Annotated in this window: 20 protein-coding genes; 14 read left to right on the forward strand and 6 right to left on the reverse strand. The window is 45.5% G+C overall.

Annotated elements, in window-relative coordinates; all coding sequences use genetic code 11:
* From mraY to lpxC, 11 genes are all read left to right on the forward strand, one after another.
* Window positions 1-1,083 carry a phospho-N-acetylmuramoyl-pentapeptide-transferase gene (gene mraY / locus ABL924_RS08715; RefSeq protein ID WP_349026700.1) on the forward strand — a complete coding sequence of 361 codons (1,083 nt, stop codon included), beginning with the start codon at window positions 1-3 and terminating at the stop codon, window positions 1,081-1,083.
* The gene (gene murD / locus ABL924_RS08720; protein WP_349026701.1) at window positions 1,080-2,498 is read left to right on the forward strand and encodes a UDP-N-acetylmuramoyl-L-alanine--D-glutamate ligase; all 1,419 of its coding nucleotides are present in this window, start codon (window positions 1,080-1,082) and stop codon (window positions 2,496-2,498) included. Before mraY ends, murD begins: the two co-directional genes overlap by 4 nt.
* Entirely contained in the window at window positions 2,495-3,670 is a 1,176-nt protein-coding gene (gene ftsW / locus ABL924_RS08725; RefSeq protein WP_349026702.1) for a putative lipid II flippase FtsW, read from the forward strand. Before murD ends, ftsW begins: the two co-directional genes overlap by 4 nt.
* Window positions 3,655-4,710 carry an undecaprenyldiphospho-muramoylpentapeptide beta-N-acetylglucosaminyltransferase gene (murG, locus tag ABL924_RS08730; RefSeq protein WP_349026703.1) on the forward strand — a complete coding sequence of 352 codons (1,056 nt, stop codon included), beginning with the start codon at window positions 3,655-3,657 and terminating at the stop codon, window positions 4,708-4,710. The genes ftsW and murG overlap by 16 nt, the downstream gene beginning before the upstream one ends.
* Window positions 4,707-6,164: a UDP-N-acetylmuramate--L-alanine ligase gene (gene murC, locus ABL924_RS08735; RefSeq protein ID WP_349026704.1), complete on the forward strand. Its 1,458-nt coding sequence runs from the start codon at window positions 4,707-4,709 to the stop codon at window positions 6,162-6,164. The genes murG and murC overlap by 4 nt, the downstream gene beginning before the upstream one ends.
* Window positions 6,157-7,041, forward strand: coding sequence for a UDP-N-acetylmuramate dehydrogenase (gene murB / locus ABL924_RS08740; RefSeq protein WP_349026705.1), 885 nt, complete (start codon window positions 6,157-6,159; stop codon window positions 7,039-7,041). Before murC ends, murB begins: the two co-directional genes overlap by 8 nt.
* Window positions 7,038-7,958, forward strand: a complete 921-nt coding sequence (locus ABL924_RS08745) for a D-alanine--D-alanine ligase (protein WP_349026706.1) — start codon at window positions 7,038-7,040, stop codon at window positions 7,956-7,958. Before murB ends, ABL924_RS08745 begins: the two co-directional genes overlap by 4 nt.
* Before the next feature lie 6 nt (window positions 7,959-7,964).
* A complete protein-coding gene (locus ABL924_RS08750) occupies window positions 7,965-8,705 on the forward strand; it encodes a cell division protein FtsQ/DivIB (RefSeq protein WP_349026707.1) in 741 nt (246 codons plus the stop codon).
* 34 nt (window positions 8,706-8,739) lie between these two features.
* On the forward strand, window positions 8,740-9,966 hold the full coding sequence (gene ftsA, locus ABL924_RS08755; protein WP_349026708.1) for a cell division protein FtsA: 1,227 nt from the start codon (window positions 8,740-8,742) through the stop codon (window positions 9,964-9,966).
* A gap of 32 nt (window positions 9,967-9,998) precedes the next feature.
* Window positions 9,999-11,159: a cell division protein FtsZ gene (gene ftsZ, locus ABL924_RS08760; RefSeq protein WP_349026709.1), complete on the forward strand. Its 1,161-nt coding sequence runs from the start codon at window positions 9,999-10,001 to the stop codon at window positions 11,157-11,159.
* Between the two features lie 79 nt (window positions 11,160-11,238).
* Window positions 11,239-12,162: a UDP-3-O-acyl-N-acetylglucosamine deacetylase gene (gene lpxC, locus ABL924_RS08765; RefSeq protein WP_349026710.1), complete on the forward strand. Its 924-nt coding sequence runs from the start codon at window positions 11,239-11,241 to the stop codon at window positions 12,160-12,162.
* A 3-nt stretch (window positions 12,163-12,165) separates the two neighbouring features.
* On the opposite strand, the gene ABL924_RS08770 is transcribed toward lpxC, so the two are convergent.
* Window positions 12,166-12,645 (reverse strand): DciA family protein, encoded by a 480-nt coding sequence (locus ABL924_RS08770; protein ID WP_349026711.1) that lies wholly within the window; start codon window positions 12,643-12,645, stop codon window positions 12,166-12,168.
* Between the two features lie 197 nt (window positions 12,646-12,842).
* On the opposite strand from ABL924_RS08770, the gene ABL924_RS08775 reads away from it, so the two are divergent.
* The gene (locus ABL924_RS08775) at window positions 12,843-12,992 is read left to right on the forward strand and encodes a hypothetical protein (protein WP_349026712.1); all 150 of its coding nucleotides are present in this window, start codon (window positions 12,843-12,845) and stop codon (window positions 12,990-12,992) included.
* Here the strand turns inward: ABL924_RS08775 and ABL924_RS08780 are convergent.
* From ABL924_RS08780 to ABL924_RS08790, 3 genes are all read right to left on the reverse strand, one after another.
* Complete coding sequence (locus ABL924_RS08780; RefSeq protein WP_349026713.1) at window positions 12,975-13,127, reverse strand: hypothetical protein; 153 nt, start codon at window positions 13,125-13,127, stop codon at window positions 12,975-12,977. The two genes, ABL924_RS08775 and ABL924_RS08780, sit on opposite strands and share 18 nt — an antisense overlap.
* Window positions 13,128-13,136: 9 nt before the next feature.
* Window positions 13,137-13,322 carry a hypothetical protein gene (locus tag ABL924_RS08785; protein ID WP_349026714.1) on the reverse strand — a complete coding sequence of 62 codons (186 nt, stop codon included), beginning with the start codon at window positions 13,320-13,322 and terminating at the stop codon, window positions 13,137-13,139.
* Between the two features lie 100 nt (window positions 13,323-13,422).
* Window positions 13,423-15,774 (reverse strand): TonB-dependent receptor, encoded by a 2,352-nt coding sequence (locus ABL924_RS08790; RefSeq protein WP_349026715.1) that lies wholly within the window; start codon window positions 15,772-15,774, stop codon window positions 13,423-13,425.
* Window positions 15,775-16,384: 610 nt separating this feature from the next.
* Between ABL924_RS08790 and ABL924_RS08795 the strand changes: the two genes are divergently transcribed.
* Together ABL924_RS08795 and ABL924_RS08800 are read left to right on the forward strand one after the other, a co-directional pair.
* Complete coding sequence (locus tag ABL924_RS08795) at window positions 16,385-17,161, forward strand: hypothetical protein (RefSeq protein ID WP_349026716.1); 777 nt, start codon at window positions 16,385-16,387, stop codon at window positions 17,159-17,161.
* Between the two features lie 181 nt (window positions 17,162-17,342).
* Window positions 17,343-17,510: a hypothetical protein gene (locus ABL924_RS08800; protein WP_349026717.1), complete on the forward strand. Its 168-nt coding sequence runs from the start codon at window positions 17,343-17,345 to the stop codon at window positions 17,508-17,510.
* On the opposite strand, the gene ABL924_RS08805 is transcribed toward ABL924_RS08800, so the two are convergent.
* Both ABL924_RS08805 and ABL924_RS08810 read right to left on the reverse strand, forming a co-directional pair.
* Window positions 17,507-18,808 (reverse strand): dicarboxylate/amino acid:cation symporter, encoded by a 1,302-nt coding sequence (locus ABL924_RS08805; RefSeq protein ID WP_349026718.1) that lies wholly within the window; start codon window positions 18,806-18,808, stop codon window positions 17,507-17,509. The genes ABL924_RS08800 and ABL924_RS08805 overlap by 4 nt on opposite strands.
* 30 nt (window positions 18,809-18,838) lie before the next feature.
* Window positions 18,839-20,104 (reverse strand): dicarboxylate/amino acid:cation symporter, encoded by a 1,266-nt coding sequence (locus ABL924_RS08810; RefSeq protein ID WP_349026719.1) that lies wholly within the window; start codon window positions 20,102-20,104, stop codon window positions 18,839-18,841.
* Window positions 20,105-20,526: the final 422 nt, after the last annotated feature.

Genomic DNA, 20,526 nt, shown 5'->3' on the forward strand with positions numbered 1-20,526 from the left:
ATGTTACTTTATTTTGCGGACTATTTAATGACATTCGAAGGCGGCTTCAGGGTATTCCATTACCTGACCTTCCGGGCCATTTTAGGTGCGCTAACTTCCCTGATAATTTCGTTCATTATCGGCCCCTTCATGATAAAGAAATTGACCCGCAAGAAAATTGGCCAAAGCATTAGAGAACTAGGCCCACAATCACACTACGAAAAAGCCGGCACGCCTACGATGGGCGGTACGTTAATATTAGTTGCCATAGCCTTTAGCACCTTACTGTGGGCTGACCTCAGCAACCGTTATATCTGGGTTATTTTACTGGTTACTTTGGGTTATGGCGTTATTGGTTTTATTGATGATTATCGCAAAGTGGTCAAGCGGAACAGCGACGGATTGTCAGCAAAAGCCAAATATTTTTGGCAATCCGTTATCGGGTTTATGGCCGCTGTGTTTCTTTATCAAACTGCCGTAGTATCCGCAGAAACACAATTCTTCGTACCTTTCTTTAAAGATGTCATGCTCGATATGGGCTGGATGTACATTGTCCTCAGTTACTTTGTCATCGTGGGTACCAGTAATGCTGTCAATCTGACCGACGGCCTGGATGGCTTGGCAATAATGCCGACGGTTATGGTGGCAGCGGGTTTAGGCATTTTTGCTTACATGTCTGGACACGTCGGATTTTCGGAATACTTGGCTATTCCTTATCTGCCCAACGCAGGTGAATTGATTGTGTTTTGTGCGGCATTAGTAGGTGCTGGATTGGGATTTTTATGGTTCAACACTTACCCAGCAATGGTGTTCATGGGTGATGTAGGTGCATTAGCTTTGGGTGGTGCTTTAGGTGTATTAGCTGTGCTGGTAAGACAGGAAATTGTTTTAGTCATCATGGGTGGGGTATTTGTCATGGAGACGGTGTCCGTGATAATTCAGGTGGCATCCTACAAAATGACCGGCAAGCGGGTATTTAAAATGGCGCCTATCCATCATCATTTTGAATTAAAAGGCTGGCCTGAGCCGCGCGTGATTGTAAGATTTTGGATCATCACTTTTATTCTGGTATTGGTCGGTTTGGCGACTTTGAAATTAAGATGAGATTGGATAAAGCCACCATTATTAAACGGTTAAAAGCCAATTTGGATTTGGATGTCGCTACATCCAAAATCATGGTCGTAGGCCTTGGTGTTACAGGTGTTTCAATAGCGCTTTACTTAGCAAAATTAGAGTTTGATTTTGTTGTTGCAGATAGCAGAAAGAAGCTTCCCGACGTAGGACAATTGCAGGAAGCATTAGCAAATATTGCTATATATAGTGGCGCGTTTGACGAAAATTTATTCAGTAATGCAAGCCATCTTATAGTGAGCCCAGGTATACCCATGACCGATGAGGTCATAGCGAAAGCAATCAATAATGGTGTGCAAATAACTGGCGATATTGATTTGTTTGCCTGTTCTACTGATACCCCGGTTATTACGATTACTGGCTCGAATGGCAAAAGTACAGTGACCACTATGTTGGGTGAAATGGCTGATACAGCAGGAATAAAAGCAGGCGTAGGTGGAAATCTCGGTGTACCCGCATTGGATTTATTGGAACAAGCAGCAGATTTATATGTGCTGGAACTGTCTAGTTTTCAACTAGAAAGAACTAAAGTGTTAAATGCTACTGCCGCGACTGTACTGAATGTCACTGCCGATCACTTGGACAGGCACGCAAATATTTCAGACTACGCTGAACAAAAACAGCGGATTTTCATAGGTGATGGAGTCATGGTCATCAATGCTGATGATCCAATCGTAGCAGCTATGCAAGAAGAAGGCAGGCGAACTTTAACTTTTTCTATCCAACAAAAAGCCGACTTCTGGATCGGCAAAGAACTAGAGAGCGAATACTTAATGCACGGTGAAAAGCCTTTGCTGGCCTTGTCTGAATTGCCACTTGAAGGCCGACATAATGCCGCTAATGCCTTGGCTGCATTGGCATTAGGTTCGGCTATCGGATTAGATGAACAAGCTATGTGCAAAGCGCTTAAAACTTTCAAAGGCCTTTCACACAGAATGCAACGGGTAGCCGAAATTCGTGGTGTTGTGTGGGTTAACGATTCCAAAGCAACCAACATCGGCGCTTGTGTTGCGGCATTGCAAGGTTATGACCACAAAGTCATCTTAATTGCTGGTGGAGATGCAAAAGGGGCGGACATGGGCGAGTTAGTCCCCTCAATCAAAGAAAAAGCAAAAAGCGTCGTGCTGATGGGTAAAGATGCAGAATTGATAGAGCAAGCCCTCAACGGTTGTGTGCCTGTATACAAAGCAGAAAACATGCTGCAAGCAGTCACTATTGCGGCAAGCATAGCGAAACCAGAAGATAGTGTGTTGCTATCGCCAGCTTGTGCCAGTCTCGATCAATATAAAAATTATCAAGATCGAGGCGATCAATTTACTGCTGCTGTTTTAGGATTACTTGATGATGACGCTCTTGTAAAATTTCCAGCAGCATTGGCGGGATCATGAATAGCCGAACCATGACATTAAAAGCGCAACGGTTTCACTTAGATCCCTTGTTGGTCGCCGTGACTGTCAGCTTGTTGTTTATAGGTTATATCATGGTGGCATCGTCTTCCTTACACTTAGGAGTGGAGCAGAAACAAGATAGTTTTTATTACCCTATTAGACAGTTAGTTCATATTCTCTTGGGGCTAGGCTTGGGCCTAGGTATCGCCAAGATTCCAATGGAAAATTGGGAAAAAATCGGTTCTGGCTTGTTCATCGGCGGCTTGTTTTTGCTGGTTATCGTGTTGATTCCAGGCTTAGGCGTAAAGGTTAACGGCAGTATCCGTTGGCTATCGCTAGGAGGACTTCGGATACAGGTTTCCGAAGTGGTGAAGTTTTTTTCGGTGATCTATATGGCAGGCTATGTCACCCGACATAAGAAGAATTTACAAGGCTCGGCATACGGCATTATCAAACCGTTATTGTTGTTTTCTATTGCCTGTATTTTATTATTGTTGGAGCCAGATTTTGGTTCCGCCGTTGTGATTTTGATGATCGCTATGGGCGTGATGTTTTTGGGTGGAGCTAGATTAAAGCAGTTCATCATTTTGCTGTCGTTGGTGTTTGCATTGGCGGCATCACTAGTTATTGTTGCACCTTACCGAATGGCCAGGCTGGTAAGTTTTGTTGATCCGTTTAAGGATTATTTAAAATCGGGTTATCAGCTTTCACAAGCACTTATATCTTTCGGTCGCGGTGAGCTGCTTGGAGTAGGTTTAGGTAGTGGCATCCAAAAACTATTTTACTTACCGGAAGCCCATACCGATTTTTTGTTTTCGGTAATCGGTGAAGAATTGGGCTTGCTCGGTGTGAGTACTGTAATTACCCTATACGCTTTATTAATATGGCGAGCCTTCACCATTGCCGTTGCTGCTGAGCAATCAGGGCAACATTTCGCTGCATTTATTGCTTATGGTTTGGGTATCTGGCTGGGCTTTCAATCGTTCGTCAATATGGGTGTCAACATGGGCATCTTACCCACCAAAGGATTGACATTGCCTTTAATGAGTTACGGTGGCAGCAGCATGATGGTTATGTGCTGCGCTTTTGCTTTGTTATTCAGGGTACACAGTGAAACAGCCGCGCTTAACATAGAAACACCACAGGCAAGGTCAAAATGGGCAAGCGCATAGTCATTATGGCAGGTGGAACAGGCGGGCATGTGTTTCCTGCGCTAGCGGTTGCCCAATGGCTTATAGAAAACGGATGGCAGGTCAGTTGGCTGGGTACGCATAAGGGATTGGAAAGCAAAGTCGTACCTGAAAACGGGATAGAGATAGATTGGCTTTCCGTCACCGGAGTACGTGGGAAAGGCGTACTATCGAAAGTGACATCTGGTTTTAAATTGATACAGGCTTGCGGACAAGCATTGGCAATTCTACGCCGGCGTAAACCGGATGTGGTGCTTGGTATGGGCGGTTTCGTTGCAGGGCCTGGCGGACTGATGGCAAGGATGTTAAGAATACCGCTGGTTATCCATGAACAGAATCGTGTTGCTGGAACAACCAACCGATTGTTGGGAAAAATCGCAAACCAAGTTTTAGAAGCGTTTCCGAATAGTTTTAAAAAAGAATTTAACGCCAAATGCACGGGCAACCCATTGCGAAAACAGTTCCAAAATTTGCCAGAAGCAAAAGTTAAGGTTGACCAACACGGTTTACGGCTATTAATCATAGGTGGTAGTCAAGGCGCACAAGTTTTAAATGAAGTCATCCCTGATGCACTGGTAAACATGAATGCCTTGGAAGTAAGGCATCAGACCGGAACAGCTATGCAAGAACAGGTAGCCAAACGTTATCAAGAATTAGGTGTAAAGGCAGAAGCAACTGCGTTCATAAAAGATATGGTATCCGCCTATCAGTGGGCGGACATTATCATCTGCCGTGCAGGAGCCATGACTGTAAGCGAAGTAGCCGCGATGGGCTTGCCAGCCATATTAATTCCATTACCGAATGCGATAGATGACCATCAGATGGCTAATGCACGTTATTTATCTGATGCGGGGGCAGGCATGATATTGCCGCAAAAAGACTTGAGTACAAAGAACTTGATAGAACTTATTAGCAAGACCCAACAGCAACTTGATGTAATGGCAAAAGCAGCAAAACAATGTGCGCGGATGGATGCAACAGCAGTCGTAGCACAGTTTTGTATCAGCGAGGCAAACAGATGATTGCTAATACCTTATTAGAGCCGAATCGTGTATTTGGCAATATCAAATGGATACATTTTGTCGGTATCGGCGGCACGGGCATGTGTGGCATAGCCGAGGTTTTACATAATCTGGGTTACACCGTATCGGGTTCAGACATTAAAGAAAGTGCAGTCACCCAAAGGCTGGCTGAATTGGGTTTGACGATAGAAATCGGTCATAAACGAGAAAACATTAAACTGGCTGATGTGGTGGTGGTTTCCAGTGCCGTTGACCGTAGCAATCCAGAAGTAGACGAGGCTTATCTAAACAGGATACCCGTTATTCCTCGTGCGGAAATGTTAGCTGAATTGATGAGGTTCAGGTTTGGTATTGCCGTTGCTGGAACACACGGTAAAACGACAACAACGAGCTTAACGGTTTCCATGCTTGCTGAGGGCGGACTAGACCCGACCTATGTGATTGGCGGTCGATTGAACAGCGCGGGCGTGAACGCCAAGTTGGGCTTGGGGAATTATTTAGTCGCCGAGGCGGACGAGAGTGATGCGTCATTCTTGTACTTACAGCCGATGATGGCGATAGTCACCAATATCGACCAAGATCACATGGCGACCTACCAGAACAATTATCAACGTTTGAAAGATACGTTCATCGAATTCCTGCATCATTTGCCATTCTACGGCTTGGCTGTGATGTGTATTGACGACGAAGGCGTTAGAGAAGTATTGCCAGCAATATCCAAACCAGTAACTACTTATGGTGTCCATCAAGATGCTGATGTACGCGCTGAAAATGTAAGACAAGATGGAATGCATACCTCGTTTGATGTGGTACGCAAGGGCAAGCCAACGGCATTACGGGTCACTTTAAATATGCCTGGCTGGCATAACATGCTTAATGCGCTTGCTGCTATAACTGTGGCAACTAAGTTGGAAGTTACTGATGGTGCAATCATCAAAAGTCTAGCTGCATTCAAGGGCGTGGGTAGAAGGTTTCAGGTCAATGGCGATTTGGCATTTAATAACGGCAAAGTGACCTTTGTTGATGATTATGGACATCATCCTCGTGAGCTTGCAGCAACGCTAGAAGCTTTACGTCAAGCATGGCCTGACAGACGTTCTATTATCATATTCCAACCGCACCGCTATACCCGTACTCGCGATTTATTTGAAGATTTTGTGCATGTGCTTTCTACAGTTGATGTCCTGATTTTGATGGATGTTTATTCGGCAGGGGAAGCCGTCATTCCGGGCGCTGATGGCAGGGCACTAAGCCGCGCGATACGGACACGGGGCAAAGTTGATCCGGTCTTTTTAGAAAACTGGGAAGAATTGGCATCCGTGCTGGCAGGAATAGTCAAGAAGGATGATGTGATTTTAACGGTAGGTGCGGGAAATGTGGGGCAGATCGCCATGCAGTTACCTGAGCTATTGGCAAAAGAATTAGCTGTTGTAAGTGGGCATGGCAATGGCTGAATTAAAAGGTCGTTTGTTAATCAATGAACCACTGGCGAAATACACCAGTTGGCGAGTAGGTGGACTGGCTGATCGGCTTTATATCCCTTTTGATAAACAGGATTTGTGTGAGTTTATAAAAAGTTTGTCGCCAGACGAACCAGTATTCTGGATGGGCCTTGGCAGCAATCTCTTGGTAAGAGATGGCGGAATCCGTGGCACTGTGGTGAATACCAAGGGACGCTTAAAAGAAATGAGGATGCTTGACGATGGATCGATTTATGTGGAGGCAGGCGTTCCGTGCGCTCATGTAGCTCGTTTTTGCGCGGATAAGGGCTTAACAGACGCTGAATTTTTGGCGGGAATTCCAGGAACAATGGGCGGCGCATTGAAAATGAATGCAGGGGCATTTGGTGGAGAAACTTGGCGCATCGTAAAAAGTGTGGAAATGCTCAATACCAAGGGCGATGTTACACAGCGAGACCCAAAGCATTTTGAGATCAATTACCGTTCGATTAAGAGCGCAGAAAATGAATGGTTTTTATCCGCAAATTTGTCGCTAGTTCCAGGCGATTCTGCAGCCAGCATTCAGAAAATTAAAGGTTTATTGGAAGCAAGGGCAAAAACCCAACCGACTAACCAGCCAAGCTGCGGGTCTGTATTCAAGAATCCTGATGGTGATTTTGCGGCTAGATTAATCGAAGTGACGAAATTAAAAGGCTATAGCATCGGTGGCGCATGCGTATCAGAAAAACATGCAAATTTTATTGTTAACACAGGTACAGCAACAGCAACAGATATTGAAAACCTTATTAAATATGTCAGAAGAAGGGTGCAATACCTTCATGGCGTGGAGTTACAAACAGAAGTGTGCATGGTAGGCGAGGAAAAAGCGTGATAACAAAACCAGAAGATTTTGGGCGTGTAGCAGTCTTGATGGGCGGTTCTGCGGCGGAACGCAAAGTATCGTTGAAAAGCGGTGCAGCAGTCTTTGAAGCATTAAAAAGCCAGGGAGTTGATGTCGTTGCTATAGATGTCACTGGCAGCCCTATTGATGTCCTCGTTGGGAAAAAGGTTGATCGGGTATTCAATATTATTCATGGTCGCGGCGGCGAAGACGGTGTGTTGCAAGCTGTGCTGGAAGTGCTGGGCATACCCTATACTGGCAGTGGCGTGATGGCATCGGCATTAAGTATGGATAAAATGCGAACCAAATTGTGCTGGTTAGGTTATGGCTTGGTTACGCCTAAGTGGTATTTACTGAAAAGCACTGATGATTTGGATGTTTGTATTGAAAGGTTAGGTTTTCCTGTCATTGTCAAACCAGCCAATGAGGGTTCGAGCATTGGTATGAGTAAAGCCAATAATCGGGATGAATTGGCAAAAGCTTTGCAAGTCGCGGCTGAATTCGACTGTGACATTTTTGCTGAGTCTTGGGTGTTGGGCAAAGAATATACCGTAGGTTTGCTAAATGGCGAAGCCTTGCCAGTCATTCGTTTGGAAACACCCAATGCGTTTTATGACTATGAAGCCAAATACAATTCTAATACAACTAAATACCATTGCCCATCAGGGTTAAATATCGAGCAAGAAAAACAGTTACAGCAGTTGGCATTGAAAGCCGGTGAAGTAGTCGGAATAAAAGGCTGGGCAAGAGTCGATGTGTTCATTGATGAATCGGATCAGCCTCAACTCATTGAGATTAACACCGTACCAGGAATGACTGACCATAGCTTGGTGCCAATGGCAGCTAAACAAGCAGGTATTGAATTTGATGAGTTGGTTTGGCAAATCCTGGAAACCAGTTGTCGGTAATGGTCTATGCAAGTTGTAAAAACACTGTTGTTTTTTGCGCTTTTAGCGTTGGCGGCTTGGGGCTTAAAACAGCAAGTCGTTAGTGACAAGGTTACCGAATCGCTACCGATACGTTATGTAAGTATAAGAGGAGTTACCCAGTACCTTACGAAAGACGACATAAAGACGGCCATGATGCCGTTGGTTATGACCAATATTATTGATGCTGATGTGCAGAAAATACATGAAGCTGTTACTAAGTTACCTTGGGTAAAAAGTGCAGCGGTCAGTCGTGGGTGGCCAGACATTATTAATTTAGATGTTTATGAGCGGAATGCTTACGTGCGTTGGGGTAAAAATGGCTTGCTTACAGAGCATGGTGAATTATTTACACCCAGTAGCGTGGATCAATTTCAATCCTTGTTATTGGTAGAAGGGCCAAAACAGCAAGAAGCCAAAACATTAGAAATTATGAAGGGCGTAAGGACGGCGTTGGAAGACCAAGCACTGGAGTTGGCAGAATTTAAGGTGAATGATCGAGAAGCTTGGGAAATAAAATTAAAAACAGGCTTGGAAATACTATTGGGACGTACTGGGCAGTTGAAAAAATTGCAACGCTTTTTGGATACCATGCCCATTTTAGGGCAAGAAAAAATTGCTGCGATGGCATTGGTTGATTTGCGTTACCCGAATGGTTACGCAGTGTCATGGAAGCCCGAAAGTGAACCGATAGATTGGGGCAAACCGAAAACCCAAGAAACAAAATAGATTGTCAATATAAAGACGACACTGAGCAAATAATATGGCGAAGAAAACAGAACGTAATTTAATAGTTGGGCTAGATATAGGCACTTCCAAAGTTGCTGCTATCGTGGGTGAGCTATCCAGCGACGGTACATTAGAAGTCATTGGAATAGGCTCTACGGTTTCTCGTGGCTTAAAGAAAGGCGTTGTGGTCAATCTGGAATCAACGGTGCAATCCATACAGCGCGCCATCGAGGAAGCCGAATTGATGGCGGGATGCCAGATAAAATCGGTATTTGCAGGTATAGCCGGTAGCCATATCCGCAGCCTTAATTCACACGGTGTGGTGGCGATAAAGGATAAAGAAGTCACCCAGTACGATATCGACAGGGTAATTGATTCGGCTCGTGCAGTCGCAGTTCCTGCAGACCAGAAGATCCTCCACATCCTGCCACAAGAATTCATTATTGACCTGCAAGACGGCATCAAAGAACCTATCGGCATGTCGGGCATACGCCTGGAAGCTAGGGTTCATATGGTGACTGGAAGTGTCAGCGCATCGCAAAATATCATCAAATGTATTCGACGCTGCGGCTTAGAAGTTGAAGACATTGTGCTGGAACAATTGGCTTCCTGCAATTCGGTATTAACCGAAGATGAAAAAGAACTGGGGGTGTGTTTAATCGACATCGGCGGCGGCACGACCGACATTGCAATTTTCGCCGAAGGCGCGATTAAGCATACCGCCGTTATTCCCATTGCTGGCGATCAAGTGACTAATGATATTGCCGTCGCTTTACGAACGCCGACCGTTAATGCGGAAGAAATCAAACGTAATTACGCGTGTGCGTTAACCCAATTAGCCAGTGTTGATGGAGTAATTGAAGTGGCCAGTATTGGCGACCGTCCACCACGGAAAATTTCCACACAAAATTTAGCTGAGATTATAGAACCACGTTATGAAGAGCTTATGTTGCTCGTGCAATCGGAGCTAAGGCGTAGTGGCTATGAAGAATTGATTGCTGCTGGAATTGTATTAACTGGCGGTAGTTCAAAGGTTATGGGGTTAATCGAATTGGCAGAAGAAATTTTCCATATGCCGGTGCGTATGGGAGTGCCACAAAATGTCAACGGATTGACAGAAGTGGTAAAAAATCCGATCCACTCTACTGGAGTCGGATTGTTAATGTATGGGAAGGAGCATCAAGGTGGGAACAGGAGTGTTGATCCAGAGGATTTAGGATTTTTTGCAAAAGTGAAAAGTTGGTTTCAGGGCAATTTTTAATCAAAATCAAATATTACTAAGAGGGTGTAATTATGAAATACGAATTAATGGATATGTGTAGTGAAAATGCGGTAATCAAAGTTATCGGAGTAGGCGGCGGCGGCGGCAATGCGGTAAATCACATGGTCGATTGCCATATTGAAGGCGTTGAGTTTATCTGTGCAAACACTGATGCACAGGCACTTAGAAAATTGAACACAAGCACCATTATTCAGTTAGGTGTTGAGCTGACTAAAGGTTTGGGTGCAGGCACAAACCCAGAAATTGGCAGACAAGCGGCGGAAGAAAACAAAGATCGCATCAAAGAGGTTATTACAGGTGCTGATATGGTATTTTTGACGGCCGGCATGGGCGGTGGCACAGGTACTGGAGCCATTTCAGTGATAGCTGAAATTGCGAGGGAGATGGGCATATTGACCGTGGCTGTTGTCACCAAACCCTTCTCATTTGAAGGTAAAAAGAAGATGTCTGTAGCCGAACAAGGCATAGCCGAGCTTGAAAAATATGTTGATTCAGTCATCACCATACCGAATGAAAAATTATTGCCCGTATTAGGGAAAAATGCCTCCTTGATGAATGCGTTTAAGGCGGCAAATGACGTGTTGCTGGATGCAGTTCAGGGCATTACCGACCTGATTGTCCATCCTGGCATGATTAATGTGGATTTTGCCGATGTACGGACGGTGATGTCAGGCATGGGGGCTGCTATTATGGGTACTGGCACGGCTAAAGGCGACAACCGTGCTAGGGAAGCCGCAGAAAAAGCCATCTCTTGCCCATTATTGGAAGACATCAATTTACAAGGTGCGCGCGGTATTTTGGTTAACATTTCCGCCGCTGATATGGGCATTGCTGAATTTAATGAAGTTGGCAATATCGTTCATGAATTCGCCTCAGAAGATGCCGTCATAAAAATTGGCACAGCTATTGACTCAGCTCTAGGCGATGAAATAAAAGTCACCGTTGTTGCTACCGGAATGGGCTTGCCACGAGCGCAAATCATCAGGACAACAGATAGGCTAATGCAAAAAGCAGCAGCCGGTGAAATAAATTATGGGGCGCTGGATAAGCCTACCGTCATGCGGCAAAACAGGCCTGAAAACAGGGAAACTCGGTTTGGTGCCCAACCTAAGAAAGAGATGGATTTGGATTATTTGGACATTCCTGCCTTTTTAAGACGGCAAGCAGACTGATCGTTTACGGTTTGCTTTACCTTACATTGGGGCTGAATGTGATAATATTGCCTTCTGCCCCACTTACTTGGCTTACGATATGATTAAACAGCGAACCTTAAAAAATACGATTAGAGCAACTGGTGTAGGGCTACATACTGGAGAAAAGGTGTATTTGACCTTACGTCCGGCAGAACCCAATACCGGCATTCGGTTTCGTCGTGTGGATTTGGAATTCCCAGTCACTATTCAGGCAACACCTGGAAATGTCGGCGAAACTGTACTCTCGACCACCTTGGTTGCCGGGAATATAAAAATTTCGACGATAGAGCATTTACTCTCAGCTTTTGCTGGGCTAGGCATTGATAATGCAATTATTGATGTTAGCGCCGCAGAAGTTCCTATTATGGACGGGAGCGCCGGGCCTTTTGTGTTTTTGCTACAGTCGGCAGGTGTTGAAGAGCAAGATTGTCCTAAACAATATATTCGCATAAAGCACAGTGTGCGGGTCGAAGATGGCGATAAATGGGCAGCCTTTGAGCCGTTCGATGGTTTCAAGGTAACCTTCACCATTGATTTCGAACATCCGGCTTTTGAAGATAATGTCAAAACGGCGACGATGGATTTTTCATCAACGACGTTCGTAAAAGAAGTTAGTCGAGCCAGGACTTTTGGGTTTATGAAAGATATTGAGATGCTCAGGCAAAACAATCTTGCCTTGGGCGGTAGCCTAGACAATGCCATTGTGGTGGACGACGACAAAATCCTAAACGAAGACGGCTTGCGTTACGCTGATGAATTCGTTAAGCACAAAATTCTTGATGCGATTGGCGATCTTTATCTGTTAGGACATAGCCTAATCGGTCAATTTACTGGCTACAAATCGGGGCATGGACTCAACAATAAGCTGCTTAGAACCTTATTAGCCGATACCGATGCCTGGGAAAAGATCACGTTTGACGATGAAGAACAAGCACCGATTTCTTTCATGCCGTCTGCTGAGTCGCCTCGGTCTGCTGCATAGGGATTAGCTATTTCTATTGTGTAAACGTGATAAGGTTGAACTGAGCTGTTCCAGAGAATGTTTGAGTTTTGTGTCTGTTACTGTGTGACTAAAGCTATTAATTTCATCGACTACGGCTTGAGAAGGAATAGCTGTCATGCATTTTTTGCGGGTATTTGCAGTTTCTGGCACGTTAATCACCTTAATCTGTAATACGGACACTGACTCTGAGGTAACAGATTCAATAGCTGTAAGTAAGGTTTTGCCATAAAAACGTAATTGGGAAGCCCAGACTGCAGAATCCGTATAAATAAGCAATTTTCTGTTATTAAGTTTTTTGTCATTAAAAACGCAATGTAAAGCATGATTTGCCAATTCTTTGGGTAAAACGGCTTTAACGTGTTTCAAAATGGCTAATTGCTGGTTGATTTGTAGGCAAAGCAAGGCAATTGTTTTGTTTGGATAAGATAAAACTGCTTTTAGGGGCTTTGCGTTTTGTGCCATGTTGAACATTAGTTGTTTCTTGCATGAGCATCATAGCCGAATTTGCCAACAACATAACCGATAATATTGGCAGTATATTCATCGCACCTCAACTTAAGCGACATCGGTTTATCAGCAAGATTAGGCTTTTTAAGAGAAGTTATACTAATTCCAATAAATATTCATATTAATAAAGCCCACTGTCGGGTACACAGATTTTGGATGGTGTCGGGTTGGCTGGCGAACTGGTTCCATGCGTGGCAACACATTTCAACGATCTGGTCATGGTCGGCAAAGCAGGTTTGCCCAATCGGATTGCCGTAGCTGCTGCCAGACGTGTTCGACGGGGTTCAAGCTCTGGCGAGTAGGGCGGCAGTGGTAGGATGGACAGATTCCGGCATTAGCAGCTTTTCGGTCATGTGCCAAGCTGCCTGATCCGCAACCAATACGCCGTGCTTGCCGGGCGAGATGGTCGTGGAAATCAAATCGAGATGGTGTTGCACATGCTGTCGCTATTGGCTTTGGGCATGACCAGTGCGGCGGCCTTGCCCTCGGCGGGGCAGACCGCCCCAAACACGTAGGCGGCCTGGAACTGCTGCCCATATCCGGGTCAGTGTCCCCCGCTGCCCCACCCGCGGCTCACCCTGAAACCAAATCTCGATAGCTTCTAAACCAAGACCATTAGGCAACACGCCCATCACCGTGTCGCGGAAGTTTTTTTAAAGCTCTCTTAGCTCTCCTGGTTTTGTTTGGGATGTTCAGTGTTATCTGGGATAAGTAAAACATCAACTTGAGCCTTTACATGCTCAAACGAATTCCAATCCAACCCGCACGAGGTGCGCCTGGCGAGATAAAACGTCCATCATCAAATCCTGGCAACACTTCGTTTGCCACGCCAAAAACACCAAAGCTGTTGTAATTAGTATCGAAGATATTATCCAGTTTGCCAAATAAGGTGAAGTTCTTTGTGACCTTATATTCAGCCGTCACATTAAATAACCAATAGCCCGACAATTTGGGCGTAAGGTTAGCTTCATCGCCCCTGAACACCTTGTTCCCGCTATAAGTGCCATTTATCCCCAGCGACAATTTTTTCCAAAGATCAATCCCGATAGAAGCTTTAAAAATATGCTCAGGAATTCCTGGGATTCTGTCGCCATTGTTTACCGTTGCTCGAATTGGGTCACCATTGGTATCCACGGCAGTAGGATGCTGTATATCGAAGCGATCCTGAAACCGTGCATTTAGATAAGTGTAGTTAGTAGAAAAATGCCAGTCGTCGATAGCACTGAATAATTGCGGAAGATTTGCCGTTGTACCCGCTTCTATCCCGTAACGGCGTGTTTGCCCGACATTGCTAAAGAAGCCTTCGGACACACTGTCGCCACCGCGATTAAAAATAATGTCGTCATGGTTGATAGCATGAAAGAAGCCCAGATTCCATTTCAAATCGCCGTCATGAGGAATAAAATGGTTTAGGTCGCCCCTAACGCCAGTCTCCCAGGTTTTGGCAACGACTTGTTGCAAAGGTGGGTCGGCAACAAACGCGTTGGGTAACCGGCAAGGCGCTTCGGGATCGGCGCAGCTTAACTCCATAGGCGTTGGAATGCGTGAGGACTCGCTATAACTACCATACACATTCAAATTATCCAAGGCTTGGTAAGTCAAACCTGCCGATGGATTTAACCTTTCATACGTATGCGAGCCATTTAGATTTTTTTCAGGATCGTTAATATACTGATCCTCCATATTGATATGACTGTAGTTATAACGCCCTCCGATAGTTGCCGTGAGCTTATCGGTAATCGAAAAACTGTCGGTCAGGAATACCCCTACCGTAGACGTATTGGTGTGTAAGCGAACTTTGGATTCATCCACAAAAATACCACTGCCTACCGTGCCTCGGTCATCGGTTAGCCTTGCCAGTTCGGTATCGGAAGCAAAATGCACATTGGCATTGTCGTAACTGACACCGACCACTAAATTGTTCTGATGAGCGAATAAATCCTGGTTGAAAGTTGCTTGCAATGTACCGCCACGGCTACGCATTTGGGTGGCGCTGGTGTTATTGGTTGCGCCTGGATCATCATTGTTAGCCAGTACCTGGTCCGCCCTGACCTCTTGATTGTCAATACTGATAACATTAGCACCGTCTTCATCACACATCAGGGAATTTGGATCATTTTCATCACACGCTTCAAAATCACTGTCATCGCCATTAAAAGTCTTGATTCGATTTTGGCGAAAATAGGCATTGCCGCTCAGTTGGATGTCATTGGTCAGGTCATAATTACCTTCCAATTCGGAGAAAAACATTCGGGTGACAGTTTGGTCGGGATGGGTGAAAACCGCTTTTCGGTCGATAGCTTGCAGTTGCACAGGCGCTGCGCCGTTGCCTCTTAATCGGTTGTCATTGCCGCCCAGTGTTAAATCTAAAGAGCCTTTATCTCCGCGCCAGCTTAGCGTACCGAAGGCTTGGTCGGCTTTGCTGGGCGAAAAAGGCCGCCAGCCATTTTCCTCAAAGTGATGCACGTCCAAAAAATAACCCCAGGTGCCGTTATTCCAGCCTGTAGTCAGTTCCTCAGAATGCCTGTCCCAAGAGCCGCCGTAAACCTCAATTTGGTGGCCAGGCGCAGAAAAGCCAGTTTTGGTTTTGATGGCGATGGCTCCGCCCAAGGTGTTCAAGCCATATAATGGGTTAGAGCCGGGATATAAGGCCGTGCTGTCAATTGCGCCCTGCGGAATTAAATCCCAGTTGACGCTATCGCCAAATGGTTCATTAAACCGTACGCCGTTCACGTAGGTGGATAAACCCTGCGGCAAACCCAACAAGGGCGAGGCCACAAAGCCGCGATAATAAATATCCGGCTGCAGGGGGTTGTTTTGTGCCTCGTTGACGCTCACGCTGCCCAGATAACGGTTGATATAATCGGACAGGGAAATCGTCTGTGCTTTTTTTAACTGGTTGGCGTTAACCGTTTGTACATTGGCGGCAATTTTGTCAGCAGAAACGCCGTTGCCCTGTAATGGCGTTACACCGACAACCTCAACGGTTTCTAATTCAACCGCTTCTTGTTCTTCTGCCAGTACGTAGCCGTTAATCAATATAAGGCACAATGTGGATAATAGCTTGCGGACTTTCGTTTTCATATTTCATCAAAACAGCAAAATGAAAGCAGTCTAGCCAAAACGAAAGCAGATAACTAGCGATCCCACAAAAAAGGAAAAATTCCCGCCTCTCTTGGTATGTTGTCCGTACGCAGAGCCTTCATACCTTACATGCAGTGCTATTTTGAATGGCGTAATTTTGTTTGCGCTGTGTTCCGTGCATAGATCACATATTTGATATTTACGCATGGTGACTTAGGGTGTCTAAACTATGCTTACGCAGTTGAATAACGATCCTTTTGATTGTCTAAAAATCAGTCTTAAACGCTTATGACGCGTTAGCAGGTAATAGGATGTTATTAACGTATATATGATTCTTAATTTTGGATTAGCAACTGTACGGCGAAATATTTTGGGTAATTTAGGATGACTAATATTAGGGAATCTCTAAAAATTCAAAAAACTCCTTCTCCCTCTGGGAGAAGGCCGGAATGAGGGTAATAAAATCAAGCAATTATATCCCTCACCCTAGCCCTCTCCCAGAGGGAGAGGGGATTATTAGAGGTTCCCATTAGTTAGGCACACAACCGAACAGTATTTGCACTGACCAGAAATACCTCACCCACACCCAATAACCTTTGGAGTTTACCCAATGAAAATTATCGCACTATTATTTATTTCACTGTCAACACCTGCTCTAGCCGACTATACGATCCAGTATAACGGACTAACAAACGCAAGAGGTATAGATGATGCTGGCAATATAGTCGGTAATCTACAAGGCTACAATTCATCATCCGCTTTAAGTCCTGACGGTACTATTACGCCTATCCCATGCGGCTCATTCCCTACCTCCATTGTTGATGGCGTTTTGGTTGGCTACAGTTACGATTTGATGACCGCAGTCACTAAAGGATTTATCTATAAGGACGGCATTTGTACTGATGGCGGCGGCATCCTGACTGACTACAATAACGGAAAAGCGACTGGCTATTCTGCTAACTCTCCACAGTCTGCATTTTATGGTTCAACCATCATCGCGTATCCTGGCGCACGACATAATCGAGCTGAGGGTGTTAATAGGCTGAATATAGTTGCTGGGTACTCTCAAATACCTACAAGACCGCTTCTTGGTGCTAGAAGTCCGCTCAAAACAATTGGCTGGCTATGGTCTGCTGAAGCTGGATTTTTCAAAACTTTTCCCGGATATCAAATAGCCGATGTAAATGATCTTGGCGAGATTCTCTCCGCAGCTCCTCAGGCAGTATTTGATGTAAACGGTGTTGCTACTAAACTCCCTATCGCCATGAATACATGGGGTACTTGGTTATACGAAATGAATAATTCGGGAGAAATTGCCGGCACTGTCAGGATTTCGGGCACTCAATACACTTACTCAGGCGTTGTCTACAAAAAATCAGCCCCATAAATCAACAATGGGAATAATTGGGGTTAGCGCAAAATTGAATGTTTCTCAAAAAGCTCAAGCGGAGCGCGGCCATTGGCACTTTATGTGTTTTCGGGTTTTCCATGGCCGTGTCGTGCTAGCTTACGTTAGCCGTCGCAACTTCCCTCATAGGCATCAATCAGATACCTTACATAGGGCTCCCATGACTTCAATTGCGTTCCAGCATGCACAACAAATTTATCAAGGCGCAACTCCAGTGCTGAAAATCCAGGGAATCGGCGGTAAACTGTGGAAAAGAAATGTAGCCAAAGGCGGACGGATCGGCCCGTGGTTGCAGGCAAAGTATTCAATGCACACTCTTTCCTCTTAATTAGGTTGAGTTGGAGCAGAAACTTTAGTGCTAAGCTGGGAATCCAGCCGTTGCTGATCAAGCTCATTTTCCCATTTCGCGGCCACTATAGTTGCTACCCCGTTGCCTATCAGGTTGGTCAAAGCGCGGGCTTCGGACATGAAGCGGTCAATGCCGAGTATTAAAGCAAGCCCGGCTATCGGAATAGTCGGCACGGTTGAAAGTGTGGCGGCAAGCGTAATAAAACGACTACCGGTAACTCCGGCTGCGCCTTTAGATGTAAGCAACAAGACACCGAGCAAGGTTAGTTCTTGAATTAGCGTTAAAGGCGTATTGGTCGCCTGGGCGACAAAAATCGCCGCCATTGCCAGATAAATTGACGTGCCATCAAGGTTGAACGAATAGCCCGTGGGAATGACCAGACCAACCACCGATTTGGAACAGCCTAATTGCTCCAACTTTATCATGATGCGTGGCAATACCGATTCTGATGATGACGTACCTAGCACAATAAGCAATTCATCCTTGATGTAAACGATGAAGCGCATAATGCTAAAACCCGTAAACCGCGCTATCAAGCCCAGCACACCAAATATAAACAGCAAGCACGTCAGATAAAAGCTACCCATCAAAGATGCCAGGGGCAGCAGCGAAGCCACGCCATACTTACCAATCGTATACGCCATCGCACCGAAAGCTCCGATGGGGGCGAGCTTCATGATGGTCTCGACAATACCGAACAGCGCGTATGAAATTTTGTTGATAAAACTGACCACTTCCGCCCCCGTCTCTTTCATGGCAGCAAGGGAAAAGCCAAACAACAATGAAAACAGCAATACCTGCAAGATATCGCCCTTGGCAAAGGCATCAATAACGCTAGTCGGAATGATATTGAGCAGAAAATCGACCACGCCGTGCGTCTTTGCAGCCTCCGTATACGTGGCGAGACCTTTGGTGTCCAGTGTGCTGGCATCGACATTCATGCCCACACCGGGCTTGACGATATGGACAACCAGCAAACCGATAATCAGCGCCAGCGTACTCACCACCTCAAAATAAAGCAGCGCCTTCACGCCCACGCGCCCGACCTTATCCATCTCCTGCATCCCAGCAATACCCGTTACTACGGTGCAGAAGATAATCGGTGCGATAATCATCTTGATGAGCTTGATAAAGCCATCGCCCAAGGGTTTCATCGAAACGGCTATATCAGGACAGAAATGACCGAGCAAAACACCGAGAGTAATTGCAGTCAGCACTTGGAAATAAAGGTGTTGGTGGAGTTTTTTATTCGCTTGGAGCTTCGAGTCTCGTTTCATACCGAACTCCTCATTCGAATCAATAGCCATTTATTTCAACGCCTTTTCCCAGCGGCTAATAACCGCCGATGCCACACTATTGCCAAATACATTGGTTGCACTGCGGCCCATGTCCAGAATTTGGTCGATACCGAGCAAGAGCAGCAACCCGGCTTCTGGGATTTTGAACATCGACAAGGTAGCGGAAATTACAATCAACGATGCCCTGGGCACACCCGCCACGCCTTTACTGGTAAACAGCAACACCAGTAACATCAAAAGCTGGTCGGCAAGTGGCATATCAATGCCATAAGCCTGGGCAATGAACAGCACGGCGAAGGTCATATACATCATGCTGCCGTCAAGGTTAAAAGAATAACCCAAGGGCAAAACCAAGCCGCAGACTTTTTCATCGCAACCGAAGCGTTCCAGTTGTTGCAATAATTTGGGGTAAGCGCTCTCGCTGCTGGCGGTGCCGAATGCCAACAACATCGGTTCACGGATATGGCTGATTAAGGATAAAATCCTTCGCCCTAAAAACAAGAACGAAAAACATCCCAAGAAGGTACAAAGCAATAACAGCCCGAAATAAAATTCGCCAATAAATTTGCCGTAAGTGAGCAGTACGCCAATGCCATGCTGGGCAATAACCGAAGCCATTGCCGAAAAAACCGCTACCGGCGCATAGTGCATGACATAACTGGTGACTTTCAACATGATGTGCGTGAGTGAATCCAACAGTTTGACCATCGGCTGCGCCAATTCGCCCAATGATGCACAGGCCACGCCAAAAAACATCGAGAACACCACGATTTGCAGGATTTCGTTGTCAGCCATTGCCTCAACCACACTTTTCGGAAAGATATGCGCAGCAAAAGTGTTGAGGGTTGGCTTTATATCCGGTAATCCAGTCGCAGCGCCGACAGTAGGCAAGTCGATATGCAGCGAACTCCCCGGTTCAAACACATTCACCAGCAGCATGCCTAGCAACAAGCTGAAAAGGGATGCCGAGAAAAACCACAACAACGCCTTGATGCCGATGCGCCCAACCGTGTTAATGTCGCCCATTTTTGCCATGCCCACGACCAGGGTAGAAATCACCAACGGTGCGATAATCATCTTAACCAACCGCAAAAAGATTTCAGTCAATACCTTAAATACTGAAATGATCTGGTTTAACGTGGAATCTGGATTGATGTCCCCTGAGACGTTGAGCGTGAGGTTAAGCCATTCGCCAACTACGATACCCAGCACCAGGGCAATAACGACATAAAGCGTTTGGCGATTAGGTTTTTGAGCGTGTGGATGAGTGGTCATTACTTTGCACCTTATTGATTATATTTGAGTAACTTTAACAGAGTGGGCGTGATGTGTCGCTAACACGGATGTTTTAATGCCCACTCAGCCTAAGGCGGGAGTGGCGCAGCCAATTTGCCAAACTTGCGGCTTATAAAAACTTTTCTTTTTATTCACTATCTCAATCAGTACCGAAGAAATATGTCTTTCCCTGCTTGAAATCAGATAGTGTGACAATCTGCCTGATTGTTATTCAAGCATGTGCCATGTAGATCATTAACTTGGATGTCATTATCGATAAAACTAGGCGGGGATAATTGGGGGCGTGGTCAATGACCGGATTTCAGTGGTCAATGGCCTGTTTTGGTGATGAATTAAGCGGGACTAGGCAATATGCACCGTCTGCTGAAACCTTAAATACGATTTGATTAGGACAATCGAGT

The sequence above is a fragment of the Methyloglobulus sp. genome (genome assembly GCF_040079455.1).
In the GTDB taxonomy this organism is placed as follows: Bacteria; Pseudomonadota; Gammaproteobacteria; order Methylococcales; family Methylomonadaceae; genus Methyloglobulus.

What these genes read in the sequence shown, in the direction of transcription:
- ABL924_RS08790 (WP_349026715.1), bottom strand. Translation starts at nt 15,774, where the DNA reads ATGAAAACGAAAGTCCGCAAGCTATTATCCACATTGTGCCTTATATTG.
- ABL924_RS08795 (WP_349026716.1), top strand. Translation starts at nt 16,385, where the DNA reads ATGAAAATTATCGCACTATTATTTATTTCACTGTCAACACCTGCTCTA.
- ABL924_RS08750 (WP_349026707.1), top strand. Translation starts at nt 7,965, where the DNA reads ATGCAAGTTGTAAAAACACTGTTGTTTTTTGCGCTTTTAGCGTTGGCG.
- ABL924_RS08785 (WP_349026714.1), bottom strand. Translation starts at nt 13,322, where the DNA reads ATGGGCGTGTTGCCTAATGGTCTTGGTTTAGAAGCTATCGAGATTTGG.
- murB (WP_349026705.1), top strand. Translation starts at nt 6,157, where the DNA reads ATGGCTGAATTAAAAGGTCGTTTGTTAATCAATGAACCACTGGCGAAA.
- mraY (WP_349026700.1), top strand. Translation starts at nt 1, where the DNA reads ATGTTACTTTATTTTGCGGACTATTTAATGACATTCGAAGGCGGCTTC.
- ABL924_RS08810 (WP_349026719.1), bottom strand. Translation starts at nt 20,104, where the DNA reads ATGACCACTCATCCACACGCTCAAAAACCTAATCGCCAAACGCTTTAT.
- murC (WP_349026704.1), top strand. Translation starts at nt 4,707, where the DNA reads ATGATTGCTAATACCTTATTAGAGCCGAATCGTGTATTTGGCAATATC.
- ABL924_RS08800 (WP_349026717.1), top strand. Translation starts at nt 17,343, where the DNA reads ATGACTTCAATTGCGTTCCAGCATGCACAACAAATTTATCAAGGCGCA.
- ABL924_RS08770 (WP_349026711.1), bottom strand. Translation starts at nt 12,645, where the DNA reads ATGGCACAAAACGCAAAGCCCCTAAAAGCAGTTTTATCTTATCCAAAC.
- lpxC (WP_349026710.1), top strand. Translation starts at nt 11,239, where the DNA reads ATGATTAAACAGCGAACCTTAAAAAATACGATTAGAGCAACTGGTGTA.
- murG (WP_349026703.1), top strand. Translation starts at nt 3,655, where the DNA reads ATGGGCAAGCGCATAGTCATTATGGCAGGTGGAACAGGCGGGCATGTG.
- ABL924_RS08805 (WP_349026718.1), bottom strand. Translation starts at nt 18,808, where the DNA reads ATGAAACGAGACTCGAAGCTCCAAGCGAATAAAAAACTCCACCAACAC.
- ftsW (WP_349026702.1), top strand. Translation starts at nt 2,495, where the DNA reads ATGAATAGCCGAACCATGACATTAAAAGCGCAACGGTTTCACTTAGAT.
- ftsZ (WP_349026709.1), top strand. Translation starts at nt 9,999, where the DNA reads ATGAAATACGAATTAATGGATATGTGTAGTGAAAATGCGGTAATCAAA.
- ftsA (WP_349026708.1), top strand. Translation starts at nt 8,740, where the DNA reads ATGGCGAAGAAAACAGAACGTAATTTAATAGTTGGGCTAGATATAGGC.
- murD (WP_349026701.1), top strand. Translation starts at nt 1,080, where the DNA reads ATGAGATTGGATAAAGCCACCATTATTAAACGGTTAAAAGCCAATTTG.